13 protein-coding genes are annotated in these 12,684 nt (G+C 64.1%); 11 read left to right on the top strand and 2 right to left on the bottom strand.

Annotated elements, in window-relative coordinates:
* The 11 genes from JNK99_RS04910 to nagZ all read left to right on the top strand — a co-directional run.
* On the top strand, nucleotides 1-1,368 hold a 1,368-nt coding region (locus JNK99_RS04910; RefSeq protein WP_291849456.1), incomplete at its 5' end, for an aspartate ammonia-lyase.
* Nucleotides 1,369-1,473: 105 nt separating this feature from the next.
* Nucleotides 1,474-2,799 carry an anaerobic C4-dicarboxylate transporter gene (locus JNK99_RS04905; protein WP_291849453.1) on the top strand — a complete coding sequence of 442 codons (1,326 nt, stop codon included), beginning with the start codon at nucleotides 1,474-1,476 and terminating at the stop codon, nucleotides 2,797-2,799.
* Nucleotides 2,800-3,529: 730 nt separating this feature from the next.
* Nucleotides 3,530-5,320, top strand: coding sequence for a translation elongation factor 4 (gene lepA, locus JNK99_RS04900; protein WP_291849451.1), 1,791 nt, complete (start codon nucleotides 3,530-3,532; stop codon nucleotides 5,318-5,320).
* Nucleotides 5,321-5,332: 12 nt separating this feature from the next.
* Entirely contained in the window at nucleotides 5,333-6,121 is a 789-nt protein-coding gene (gene lepB / locus JNK99_RS04895; RefSeq protein WP_291849447.1) for a signal peptidase I, read from the top strand.
* 12 nt (nucleotides 6,122-6,133) lie between these two features.
* Nucleotides 6,134-6,499 (top strand): DUF4845 domain-containing protein, encoded by a 366-nt coding sequence (locus JNK99_RS04890; RefSeq protein ID WP_291849444.1) that lies wholly within the window; start codon nucleotides 6,134-6,136, stop codon nucleotides 6,497-6,499.
* On the top strand, nucleotides 6,496-7,167 hold the full coding sequence (rnc, locus tag JNK99_RS04885) for a ribonuclease III (protein WP_291849441.1): 672 nt from the start codon (nucleotides 6,496-6,498) through the stop codon (nucleotides 7,165-7,167). The genes JNK99_RS04890 and rnc overlap by 4 nt, the downstream gene beginning before the upstream one ends.
* The gene (gene era / locus JNK99_RS04880) at nucleotides 7,164-8,048 is read left to right on the top strand and encodes a GTPase Era (RefSeq protein WP_291849438.1); all 885 of its coding nucleotides are present in this window, start codon (nucleotides 7,164-7,166) and stop codon (nucleotides 8,046-8,048) included. The genes rnc and era overlap by 4 nt, the downstream gene beginning before the upstream one ends.
* Before the next feature lie 38 nt (nucleotides 8,049-8,086).
* Nucleotides 8,087-8,803 (top strand): DNA repair protein RecO, encoded by a 717-nt coding sequence (gene recO / locus JNK99_RS04875; RefSeq protein WP_291849435.1) that lies wholly within the window; start codon nucleotides 8,087-8,089, stop codon nucleotides 8,801-8,803.
* Nucleotides 8,800-9,567: a pyridoxine 5'-phosphate synthase gene (locus tag JNK99_RS04870; protein ID WP_291849432.1), complete on the top strand. Its 768-nt coding sequence runs from the start codon at nucleotides 8,800-8,802 to the stop codon at nucleotides 9,565-9,567. Before recO ends, JNK99_RS04870 begins: the two co-directional genes overlap by 4 nt.
* Complete coding sequence (gene acpS / locus JNK99_RS04865; RefSeq protein ID WP_291849429.1) at nucleotides 9,564-9,941, top strand: holo-ACP synthase; 378 nt, start codon at nucleotides 9,564-9,566, stop codon at nucleotides 9,939-9,941. Before JNK99_RS04870 ends, acpS begins: the two co-directional genes overlap by 4 nt.
* The gene (gene nagZ, locus JNK99_RS04860) at nucleotides 9,938-10,963 is read left to right on the top strand and encodes a beta-N-acetylhexosaminidase (protein ID WP_291849426.1); all 1,026 of its coding nucleotides are present in this window, start codon (nucleotides 9,938-9,940) and stop codon (nucleotides 10,961-10,963) included. The genes acpS and nagZ overlap by 4 nt, the downstream gene beginning before the upstream one ends.
* A gap of 1 nt (nucleotide 10,964) precedes the next feature.
* Here nagZ and JNK99_RS04855 read toward each other — a convergent pair whose 3' ends face one another.
* Both JNK99_RS04855 and JNK99_RS04850 read right to left on the bottom strand, forming a co-directional pair.
* Entirely contained in the window at nucleotides 10,965-12,149 is a 1,185-nt protein-coding gene (locus tag JNK99_RS04855; RefSeq protein ID WP_291849423.1) for an iron-containing alcohol dehydrogenase, read from the bottom strand.
* The gene (locus tag JNK99_RS04850) at nucleotides 12,146-12,439 is read right to left on the bottom strand and encodes an antibiotic biosynthesis monooxygenase (protein ID WP_291849420.1); all 294 of its coding nucleotides are present in this window, start codon (nucleotides 12,437-12,439) and stop codon (nucleotides 12,146-12,148) included. Before JNK99_RS04850 ends, JNK99_RS04855 begins: the two co-directional genes overlap by 4 nt.
* Between the last annotated feature and the right edge of the window lie 245 nt (nucleotides 12,440-12,684).

Below are 12,684 nucleotides of genomic sequence, written 5' to 3'. Positions count from 1 at the left end.
GAGAAGGAGTTGCCGGACAACGCCTATTACGGTGTGCAGACGCTGCGCGGCAAGGAGAATTTCCATATCACCGGCATCCCGATGGCGGCGGAGCCGTACTTCGTCAAGGCTTTCGGTTATGTCAAGAAGGCGGCGGCGCTGGCCAATCGTGATCTGGGTGTGCTCGATGCGCGGGTAGCCGATGCCATCGTCGGCGCCTGTGACCGGCTGATTGCCGGCGAGATGTGCGAACAGTTCGTGACCGACTTCATTCAGGGGGGGGCCGGCACCTCGACCAACATGAACGCCAACGAGGTGATCGCCAACCTCGCGTTGGAGAGCCTGGGCCACCGCAAGGGCGATTATCAGCATGTCAATCCGAACGATCACGTCAACTACGGGCAATCGACCAACGACATCTACCCGACGGCGTTCCGGTTGGCGCTGATTCTCCGGTTGGCGAGCTACATGGACGCCCTGCGGCGCCTGCAGGATGCCTTCTACGCCAAGGCCAGGGAGTTCGAGCGGGTGCTCAAGATGGGACGCACCCACCTGCAGGATGCCGTGCCGATGTCGCTCGGCCAGGAGTTTCATGGCTGGGGAACGACCATCGGCGAGGAGGTCAGCCGCATTGCCGAAGTGCGCCAGTTGCTGCACGAGATCAACCTGGGCGCCACGGCGATCGGCACGTCGGTGACGGCGGCGGCCGGTTACCCCGAACTGGTGACGCGCTACCTCTCCGAACTGACCGACACCCGCTTCATTCTCGCCGGCGACCTCGTCGAGGCGACCTCGGATACCGGGGCCTATGTTCAGTTGTCCGGCGTACTCAAGCGTACCTCGGCCAAACTGACCAAGATCTGCAATGACATCCGGCTGCTCGCCTCGGGTCCGCGTTGCGGTCTCAACGAGATCAACCTGCCGCAGATGCAGCCGGGATCGTCGATCATGCCCGGCAAGGTCAATCCGGTGATTCCCGAGGTGGTGAACCAGACCAGCTTCCTGGTGATCGGACTCGACCTGACCGTGACCCTCGCCGCGTCGGCCGGGCAACTGCAGCTCAACGTGATGGAACCGGTCATCACCTTCGCCCTGTTCACCTCGATCTTCACGATGGAGAACGCGGTCAACAGCCTGCGCGTGAACTGCGTCCAGGGGATCACCGCCAATGTCGAGCAGGCGCGCGACATGGTGCTCAACTCGTTGGGAATCGTCACCGTGCTCAAACCGACACTGGGTTACAAGCAATGTGCCGAGATCGCTCGCGCGGGCTACGAAAGCGGCAAATCCCTGCACCAGATCGTGGTCGTCGAACGCAAGCTGATGAGCCAGCAGCAGTGGGACGAGGTTTTTTCCTTCGAGAACCTGATCAGCCCGCAAGCCGAATAGGTCTTTCCTCTATCAACCAACTGGTGGGCGACGGGTTGGCGCATCGGTACTGATGCACGGAAACCGTGGCCGCCAGGGCTTCAGCGCGGAATTGGAGAGTAAATCATGAGCCTCAGCATAATCATGCAGTTCGTCGTCGTGCTCGCGGCGATCTGGATGGGCGCACGCTCCAGCGGCGTCGGACTCGGACTCTGGGGTGCCGTAGGACTCCTCGTGCTGGTGGTTGGCTTCGGGGTCACGCCGACCTCGCCGCCGATCGACGTCATGCTGATCATCCTGGCGGTGATCATGGCGGCGTCGGTGATGGACGCCGCCGGTGGCATCGACTTCCTGGTGCGTGTCGCCGAGCGCATCATTCGCGCCAACCCGAAGTACGTCACCCTCGTCGCGCCGCTGACCACCTGGAGTTTCTCTTTCGTGGCCGGCACCGGACACATCGTTTATCCCTTGCTGCCGGTGATCTACGAAACCGCGCACCAGAACGGCATTCGTCCCGAACGACCGATGGCCATCGCCACCATTGCCTCGCAGCAGGCGATCACCGCCAGCCCGGTGGCAGCAGCGACGGCGGCGATGATCGGGCTGTTTGCCGAGAAGGGGATGACCGAATGGGGCCTGCCGCAGATCCTGATGGTCTGTGTTCCGGCGACGCTGACCGGCGTCGTCGTCGCGGCGATCGTCTCGATGTTCATTGGCCAGGATCTGAAGAATGATCCCGAGTATCAGGCACGCCTGCGCGCCGGCCAGATCCCGGCTCCGATGGCGACCGCCGATCGCCCGCCGCTGAAACCGGCAGCCAGGCTCTCGGCCTGGCTCTTTCTGGCCGGGGTTGCTCTGGTGGTGCTGTTCGGCTTTTTCCCCGAATTACGCAAACTGCCCGGAGCCAAGAGCGCACTCGGCATGCCGATCGTCATCGAAATCATCATGATGGCGGTTGCGGCGCTCATGCTGATGCTGACCCGGGTCAATGTCGATGAGGTGCCGAAGACCGCAACCCTGCGCGCCGGCGTCGTGGCGGTGATCGGCATCTTCGGTCTGGCCTGGCTGGGCGACAGCTTCATCGCGGCGCACAAGGAGGTCATCGTGCCGGCGATCGGGAACTGGGCCGAAGCCGCGCCATGGACGTTCGCCTTCGGTCTGTTCTTCGCGTCGGTGCTGCTCTACAGTCAGGCCGCGACGACGCGGGCGCTGATGCCGCTCGGCATCGCCCTGGGCATCCCGCCGCAGTTCCTGATCGCCATGTTTCCGTCGGTCAACGGTTATTTCTTCATCCCCACCTACTGCTCGCTGATCGCGGCGATCAACTTCGATCTGGCGGGAACGACCCGGATCGGCAAGTACGTGCTCAATCACTCGTTCATGATCCCCGGCCTGGTGGCAACCGGGGTTGCCGTCACCACCGGCTTGCTGCTCGCGCGCATGATGTTCTGAGCGTGTCTCTGCGTGGAGAGCGGGCCGCGGGCTGCCGTTGTTGCGGTGCGGGTATGGCACCTGCACCTGAAGGCGCAGTCTATCGCCACAGCGCGAACGAGGGCCAGAACCATGACCAGCCCCGGGCTGGGGAGTCGTCCGCTGATCGGGTTCGCTCTCCGCTGCGCCAGTCCTTCGCCTGCACCGAGCACCGCGGCCTGCCCGTGTTCCCCAAGAGTTGTGATTTCCCTGGCCAGTCCGACACCGTCTCGCGCCAGCCCTGACAGCGCCGCCATGGCGACTTGCGCCTTGAACTGCGCACCGTGCCGCTTGCGTTTGACGACCATGTTTCATGCCCTCTCGGTTCGCTCGGCTCTAGCTTATCCGACTGTCCGAAAAGCCGCGACCGCCGCACCCCCCGTCGCGCCGATGCTTGCCGCCTGATCGGGTCACTTCAAGGTATAATCTGCCGCCCGCAAGCTTGACGCCTTGCCTGGAGCGCGTAGCGTGGCCGCCCGCGCAGTCGTGCAGGCAACCAGCGAAGCACCGAAACATCAACGAATTCAATGCTTCAGACACGAAGGCGGGGCTCTGCCGGCAGCGCGTTCCCGCCCACCCGCCTCACTTGCCCCGCAGGGTTCCGCATCGGTGCTGCGAAGTGGCGCAGAGCGACAATTGAGGTGTTCTTAAATCCAATGTTTGAAATGTCCAATGAAACCCGTTTGGATCGCTTGCCGCAAGCCTGAAGCAAATGCAACACATTCGTAATTTTTCCATCATCGCGCATATCGATCACGGCAAGTCGACGCTCGCCGACCGCATCATTCACCTTTGCGGTGGCCTGTCGGATCGCGAGATGGAGGCGCAGGTGCTCGACTCGATGGATATCGAGCGCGAGCGCGGGATCACCATCAAGGCGCAGACCGCAGCCCTGCAATACCGTGCGCGCAGCGGCGAGGTTTACAATCTCAACCTGATTGACACCCCGGGTCACGTCGACTTCTCCTATGAGGTGTCGCGCTCGCTGTCCGCCTGTGAGGGGGCGTTGCTGGTGGTCGACGCGTCGCAGGGAGTCGAAGCGCAGACCGTGGCCAACTGCTATACGGCGATCGAACTCGGGGTCGATGTCCTGCCGGTTCTGAACAAGATCGATCTGCCGTCGGCGATGCCGGACAGTGCGCGCCAGGAGATCGAGGACGTGATCGGCATCGACGCTTCCGAGGCCATTCTGGCTTCGGCCAAGACCGGACTGGGTGTCGAGGGCATCCTGGAGGCGATCATCGAGCGCATCCCGGCGCCCAAGGGCGATCCCGCTGCGCCGCTCAAGGCCCTGCTGGTCGACTCGTGGTTCGACAACTACGTCGGCGTGGTGATGCTGGTGCGGGTGTTCGATGGAACGTTGCGCGGCAAGGACAGGATTCGCCTGATGGCCACCGGCTCGACCCATCTCTGCGAGCAGGTCGGCGTGTTCACGCCGAAGGCGGTGGCGCGCGATTGCTTGCGTGCCGGCGAAGTGGGTTATGTGATTTCGGGAATCAAGGAACTGCAGGCAGCCAAGGTCGGCGACACCCTGACGCTGCTCGAACGGCCGGCCAGCAAGGCCTTGCCGGGCTTCAAGGAGATCAAGTCGCAGGTGTTCGCCGGGTTGTATCCGGTCGAGTCGAACCAGTACGACTCGTTGCGCGAGTCGCTCGAAAAGCTCAAGCTCAACGATGCGTCGTTGCGTTATGAACCGGAAGTCTCGCAGGCACTCGGGTTCGGTTTCCGTTGCGGTTTCCTGGGCTTGTTGCACATGGAGATCGTCCAGGAGCGACTCGAGCGCGAGTTCGACCAGGATCTGATCACCACCGCGCCGACCGTGGTCTACGAAGTCCGGTTGCGTGACGGGACCGTGGTCAACGTCGAGAATCCGGCCAAACTGCCGGAACTGTCCAAGATCGAGGAAATTCGCGAGCCGATCATCACCACCACGGTCTTCGTGCCGCAGGATTATCTCGGCAACGTCATCACCCTGTGCAATCAGAAGCGCGGCAACCAGATCGACATGACCTACCACGGCCGGCAGGTGCAACTGGTCTACGAGATGCCGATGGCCGAAGTGGTGATGGATTTCTTTGACCGGCTGAAGTCCGTGTCGCGCGGCTACGCCTCGCTTGACTACGAATTCAAGGAGTACCGGGCGGCCGATGTCGTCAAGCTCGACGTTCTGATCAACGGCGAACGGGTCGATGCCCTCTCGGTCATCCTGCATCGGGCAAACTCGGTCTATCGTGGCCGCGAACTGGCTGCCAAGATGCGCGAGCTGATCCCCCGGCAGATGTACGACGTCGCCATTCAGGCGGCGATCGGTGCCAACATCATCGCGCGCGAGAACGTCAAGGCGATGCGCAAGGATGTGCTGGCCAAGTGTTACGGTGGCGACATCACGCGCAAGAAGAAGTTGCTCGAAAAGCAGAAAGCCGGCAAGAAACGGATGAAACAGGTCGGCTCGGTCGAGATCCCACAGGAGGCTTTCCTCGCTGTGTTGCGGGTTGGCAAGTAGAGGAGTGGGCGAGTGAATTTTGCATTGATCCTGTTGATTCTGCTGCTGGTCAGCGGCGCGATCTGGGTGGTGGATGCCCTGGTTTTGCGCAAGCGGCGGCCGGCCGACGCCAAGGACCCGTGGTGGGTCGAATATGGCGCCAGTTTCTTCCCGGTCATCCTGATCGTCTTCGTCCTGCGCTCCTTTCTCGTCGAACCGTTCAAGATTCCCTCGGGTTCGATGATTCCGACGTTGCAGGTGGGCGATTTCATCCTGGTCAACAAGTATACCTATGGCATCCGGCTGCCGGTGGTCAACTGGAAGATCATCGACATGAACAGTCCGCAACGCGGCGACGTGATGGTCTTTCGCTATCCCGAGGATCCGTCGCTCGACTACATCAAGCGGGTGGTCGGCTTGCCGGGCGACACCGTGGCCTATCAGAACAAGAAACTGACGATCAACGGCGAGCCGGTGCCGACCAAAAGGATCGAGGACTATCTGCACCCTGAACGGCTGTACTATTCGCGGCAGTTTGTCGAGGAACTGGGTGTGGTGGAGCACCGGACGCTCAACGACGCCGACGCGCCGCCCTATGTGCCGGGTCCGGTGCAGTTTCCCAACCGCGGGGATTGTTCCTACAATGCGGCCGGGGTGATCTGCAAGGTACCGCCGGGGCAGTATTTCGTCATGGGCGACAACCGCGACAACAGCCGCGACAGCCGCTTCTGGGGTTTCGTCCCGGAACAGAACATTGTCGGCAAGGCTTTCTTCATCTGGTTGAACTTCAGCGATCTGTCGAGGATCGGCTCGTTCAGGTAAGGAGCAAAGCATATGAATCGTCAGCGTGGTTTGGCGCTCTCCGGCCTGATCGCCTGGGGCGTCGTGGTCTCCGTGGTGGCGATCATCGCCATCCGGGTGCTGCCCGAAGTGATCGATTACTACAAGATCAAGAAGGTGGTCAAGGCAGTGGCCGCCGAGTCCTCCGGCAGGACGGTTCCCGAAGTCCGCGCGGCGTTCAGCAAATACGCCGAAGTCGAACACATCAAGACGATCACGCCGGCTGACCTGGAGATCTACAAGGAAGACAATCAGGTGGTGATCGCCTTTGCTTACACCAAGCGGGTTCACCTGGTAGCCAACGCCAGCCTGCTGCTCGATTTTCGCAACTCCTCTTCGGGGCGTGGTTACGGCCAATGACCGCTTCCCGTCTGGAGCAGGCGCTCGGCTATGCCTTCAGGGATGGCGAGCTGCTGCAGATGGCGCTCACCCATCGCAGTTACAGTTCCCCGCACAACGAACGCCTCGAGTTTCTCGGCGATGCCATTCTCAATGCGGTGATCGCGCGCAGCCTGTTCGAGCGCTTCCCGGCGCTTCCCGAAGGCGATCTGTCGCGTTTGCGAGCCAATCTGGTGCGTCAGGACAGTCTGCACCAGCAGGCGCTGGCGCTCTCTCTCGGCGATTTTCTGCGGCTTGGCGAGGGCGAGCAGAGGAGCGGGGGGCAGCAACGTCCATCGATCCTCGCCGATGCGCTCGAAGCACTGTTTGGCGCGCTCTGGCTGGATGCCGGCTTCGATGCGGCGGGCGAGACCATCCTCCGGCGTTATGAGACGGCACTCCAGCGGTTGAACCCCGGGCAGGACATCAAGGATGCCAAAACGCGCCTGCAGGAGTATCTGCAGGGAAGCCGGATTGCCCTGCCGCAGTACCTGCTGACCGGTACCGAGGGTGAAGCGCATGCGCAACAGTTCCGGGTCGCCTGCATCATCGAGCCATTGAAGATTCGCACCGAGGGGCGTGGCGCCAGTCGGCGGGCTGCCGAGCAAATGGCCGCCGAGCGCGCACTGGCCAGCGTGGAGAAAAAATGAGCGAGATGCGCTCCGGACAGATCGCCATCGTCGGTCGCCCGAACGTCGGCAAGTCGACGCTGCTCAATGCGCTGGTCGGCGAAAAGCTCAGCATCGTCTCGCAGCGTGCGCAGACCACCCGCCATCGCATCATGGGCATTCTCACTCGCCCCGATGCGCAGTATGTCTTTGTGGACACGCCGGGCTTCCAGACCCGTCATGGCAATGCCCTCAACCGGGTGATGAACCGTGGTGTGCGACAGGCCCTGGCGGCGGTGGACGTCGTCCTCTTCGTCGTCGAGGCGGGGCGTTTCGACGAGCGCGACCGGGCGGTACGCCAGCTCGTGCCGGCCGATCGCCCGCTGATCATCGTGGTGAACAAGATCGACCAGTTGGCCGACAAGACGCAGCTCCTGCCTTACCTGGCCAGGCTCTCTTCCGTGGGCGAGTTTGCCGCGATCGTGCCGGTCAGTGCGCAGCGTGGTGCTCGGCTCGATGCGCTGCTCGGCGAAACGCGCAAACACCTGCCGAACGATCAGTTGCTGTTCGCCGAGGACGAGCTCACCGATCGCAGCGAGCGCTTCCTCGCTGCCGAATACATTCGCGAGAAGCTCTTCCGGCTGATCGGCGACGAGCTGCCCTACGCGGCAACGGTCGAGGTCGAGAGGTTCGTCGTCGACGGTGCCTTGCGGCGGATCAGCGCGGCGATTCTGGTCGACCGCGAGGGACACAAGTCGATCATCATCGGCAAGGGCGGCGAAGTCATCAAGCGCATCGCCTCCGAAGCCCGCCTGGACATGGAGCGCATGTTCGACGGGCGGGTTTTCCTGGAAGTCTTTGTCAAGGTCAGGTCGGGCTGGGCCGATGATGAACGCTTGCTCAAGACGCTCGGCTACGAATAGACGGTGGGCTCGCTGATGCTTGGCGAACGAGTCGGAAATTGAATCAGCGGCACAAGATCGATGGGCAGCCGGCCTTCGTCCTGCACGCCTACCCGTACAGCGAGACCAGCCTGATCGTCGATGTCTTCTCGCGCGACCATGGCCGCGTCGCCCTGCTGGCGCGTGGCGCGCGGCGGCCGCGCTCGGTCCTGCGCGGGGTGCTGCTCGCCTTCCAGCCGCTCGAGGTCGCCTGGGCCGGACGCGGCGAGGTGCAGACGCTGATCAGGGCCGAGTGGCAGGGAGGGCAGCCCTTGCTGGCCGGCAAGGCCCTGTTCTGCGCCTACTATCTCAACGAACTGCTGATGCATCTGTTGCCGCGCGAGGACGCTCATGCCCGCCTTTTTTCGATTTATGCCGAGACCCTGCGCCGTTTTGCCGAGGGCGCCCGGGAAGCGGACTTGCGCTGCTTCGAACATGCCCTGCTGCAGGAACTGGGTTATGGGCTGACCCTCGAAGCGGATGTCGCCGGCGCCGCGGTGGACGTCGAGGCGCACTACGCGTACGAGATCGAGCGCGGCCCGGTGCGCCTGCCCGGACCGGGCGGCTCGGCGCTGGCGGTCAGCGGTCGCACGTTGCTCGACCTGGCGCGCGCCGATTTCTCGGATCCACGCTCGCTGGTCGAGGCCAAGCAGTTGATGCGCACGCTGATCGGTCATTACACGAGCGGCAGGAGCCTGGTCAGTCGCAGGATTTTCAGGGAGCTACAGGAACTATGATCGAACTGGGCGTCAATATTGATCACGTGGCGACGATTCGTCAGGCGCGCTGCACCTACGAACCGGATCCGGTCTGGGCAGCGGTCGAGGCGCATCTCGGCGGTGCCGACGGCATCACCATCCACCTGCGCGAGGACCGGCGGCACATTCAGGATGCCGATGTCGAAAAGCTGCGCGATCTGGCGCAGATCAAGCTCAACCTCGAAATGGCGGCGACCGACGAGATGGTCGCCATTGCCTGCCGCATCAAGCCGCAAATGGCGATGCTGGTGCCGGAAGGCCGGCACGAGGTGACCACCGAGGGCGGGCTTGACGTGGTCGCCCAGGAAACCCGGCTGCACCAGGCGGTGGCGCGCCTCGGCGAGGCCGGCATCGTGAGCAGTGTGTTCATCGACGCCGAGTTGGCGCAGGTGGAGGCGGCAGCCCGGATCGGCGCGCGCGTCTGCGAGATTCATACCGGTCCCTATGCGCACGCCTTCTACACTCAGGGTCGGGACGCCGAAAGCCAGGCGGTGCTCGCCGAGCTTGAAAAGATCCGCCGGGCGGGGGAGGCGATCCGCCAGCTCGGCATGCGTTTCAATGCCGGGCACGCCCTCAACTACTTCAACGTTCAGCCGGTGGCGCAACTGGCCGGAGTTCGGGAACTGCACATCGGGCATGCCATCATCAGTCGGGCTGTGTTCGTCGGTCTGCGCGAGGCGGTGGGCGAAATGAAGCGCCTGCTGCGCGAGGCGCAGGCACAGGCCCTGGCGCGCGCCAGATGATTGCCGGGGTCGGCACCGACATCGTCGCCGTGGCTCGCCTGGCTCGATTGTACGAACGACATGGCGAACGCGCGCTGAACCGGATTCTGTCGCCGCGGGAGTGTGCCGAGTTCGCCGGGGTGCATGATCCGGCGCGCTTTCTGGCCAAGCGTTTCGCCGCCAAGGAAGCCTTCGGCAAGGCGTTGGGCATCGGCCTCACCGCGCCGGCCACGCTGTCCAACATCGGCGTTGCCCATGATGCGCTGGGTCGTCCCTGGTTCGAATACGCGGCAGCACTGGCCGCCCATCTGGCGCAACGCCGGCTTGTTGCCCATCTGTCGATCAGCGACGAGCATGACTACGCCGTTGCTTTCGTGATCATGGAAGAGTCATGAACACCCCAAGAATGCTCCCGCTCGGTCCGCTGATGGTCGATCTCGCCGGGCCCCGCCTGTCCGACTTCGAACGTGAACGCCTGTGTCATCCGTTGGTCGGTGGCCTGATCCTCTTCGCGCGCAACTACGAGTCGCCCGCGCAGCTCGCACAACTGACCGCCGAGGTGCATGCGCTGCGCTCGCCGGCCCTGCCGATCGGCATCGACCACGAGGGGGGCAGGGTGCAGCGCTGCCGCGAAGGCTTTACTCGCCTGCCGGCGATGCGTCGCCTCGGCGAACTGTGGGAGCAGGAGCCGGAAGCCGCGCGCCTGGCGGCACGACACATTGGTTACGTGCTGGCCGTCGAGCTGCGCGTCTGCGGCGTCGACCTGTCGTTCACCCCGGTGCTCGATCTTGACTGGGGGCGCAGCAGTGTCATCGGCGATCGCGCCTTTCACGGTGATCCGGCGGCGGTGATCGAGCTGGCCGGGGCACTGATCGGGGGCCTGCACCGTGCCGGCATGGCCGCTTGCGGCAAGCATTTCCCGGGACATGGCTGGGTGCGGGCCGACTCGCATGTCGATCTGCCGATGGATGAACGCCGCCTGGAGCAGATGGCGCCCGATCTCGAGCCTTACCGCCGGCTCGAACTCGATGCGGTGATGCCGGCACATGTCATCTATCGGCTGCTCGACGCGCGGCCAGCCGGCTTCTCTCCCTTCTGGATCGACCTGCTGCGCAAGGAACTGGGCTTCACCGGCGTCATTTTCAGCGATGACCTTTCGATGGCCGGTGCCAGTGTTGCCGGAGGTGTCGTCGAGCGTTGCTCGGCGGCCTGGGCAGCGGGTTGCGACCTTTTGCTGGTGTGCAACTCGCCGGATGCGGTCGGCGAACTGCTCGCCGACTGGCGACCGGCGCCCGATGCGCGACGCGCCGAAAGGGTACGGCGTCTATCACCGGCGACCCCGGCGGGCGACCGCGCCAGCCTGCGACAGGACGCCGACTACCTGGCCGGCATTGCGGCGGCGGCCCGCCTGGCCTGAGTCAGAGCCGCGCGGCAAGAATCCCGCTCAGTTCGGCGTCGCTGAGGACGATCGGGTTGGTCTGCATGCTTGAGCCGCGGCTGCCGGCGACGACGCGCGACAGATCCGCCTGGCCGATGCCGTAGGCCGACAGGCGGGGCAACGCCAGTTCCAGTTCCCAGTGGCGCAGGGTGTCCACCAGAAAACGGCGGGCGTCGGGGCCGTTGAGGCCCTTCTGCATGGCGAAGCGACGGCCGATCTCGGCATATTTCGGAAGCGCCGGGTTATCCGGTTCGCGCGCTTCCAGGGCGGCAATGTTGCTGGCGGTCGCGCTGGCCAGCAGCGTGCCGCAGACGACACCGTGCGGAATCGGGAAGAAGGCGCCGAGCGGCGAGGCCAGGCCATGCACCGCGCCCAGCCCGGTCTGTGCCAGGCAGATGCCGGAGAGCAACGAGGCGTAAGCCATCTGCGCGCGCGCCGTGGCGGATTGCTGACGATGCAGCGCGGGCAGCGCCGTGCGCGCGGCCATGATCCCCGAGCGGGCCAGCGCATCGGTTAGCGGGTTGGCGCGCGTCGACACGAAGGACTCGAGGAGCTGCGTGAAGGCGTCGAGTCCATTGGCAGCGATCAGTTCCGGCGGACAGGTGGCCAGCAGATCCGGATCCACGATTGCCCATTCGGCGACCAGCCGGTCATCGCGGAAGGACTTCTTGAAACCGCCGGGCACGCTCAGAACGGCATTCTTCGTTGCCTCCGAGCCGGTGCCGGCGGTCGTCGGAACGGCGATCAGGGGGGTTGAAGGCCCAAGGTAGGGCAGCTCCGGGCCGACCCCTTCGAGGTGCTCGAGTACCGGGTTGCCGGGCAGCAGCAGCCCGGCGATCGCTTTCGCCGCATCGAGCGCGCTGCCGCCGCCAATCCCGACGACGCAGTCGAATCGTCTGTCCCGCCAGGTAGTCACGCTTGCATCGACGAACCCTGGCGACGGCTCGCCGGACACCCGTACCTGTTGCCATGACAGCCCGCGTTGCGCAAGTTGTGCAAACAGCCGCTTCCCCGCGGCGGATTCGACCAGGGAACGCTGGCCGGTGACGAGCAGCAGATCGCGCCCGTAGCCGGCCGCGATGTCCGGTAACCGGGACAGGGCGCCGCTGCCGAATTCGATGCGAGGCAGGCGGGCGATCGAGAAGGACGGGAATATGTCGATCATGCGGGGAACAGTCCGTTCATCGGCTCGGCCCGTCGTGCTTCGGCCATCATGTCGGCGACCGCCGTGCGCCAGGCGAGATAATGCGCCGTCTCCTTGTGTGCCGCGGCGTCCGCGGCCGAGGCGTAGGCTTCGTAGAGGATGATGCGCGACGCATCGTCGGGTGCCTGCAGCACATCGAAGCGCCGGTTGCCCGGCTCGCCGAGCGAGGCTGCGTGGTTGGCACGCGTAGCGACGATGAAGGCATCGACCGATTCCGGACGAACGTGGACATGGACGAGCGTGACATGCATGGTGGTCTCCGGTGAAATCAGCCGGACAATTTTACACGGGGCACGCCGCGTACATGGGCCAGGCCACCCGAGTTCGACGTGTGCCGTGCAAAGGCGGCGCTTTTCCAGTGGGTGCGAACCTGAATCGCCCCGGGTTTCGTGGAGGCCCGTTGGGTTAAGTCAGGCCGGGGTGGTGGCCTGACGGGCGAATGGCCGATAGTAGTTTTCTTCAGCTTCGGCAGGGGGAAGATATCCAATCGGTTCAA

This window comes from Accumulibacter sp. (assembly GCF_016789985.1).
GTDB lineage: Bacteria > Pseudomonadota > Gammaproteobacteria > Burkholderiales > Rhodocyclaceae > Accumulibacter.
Note: the sequence above shows the minus strand (reverse complement) of the source record. Positions and strands in the feature narration are given on the sequence as shown.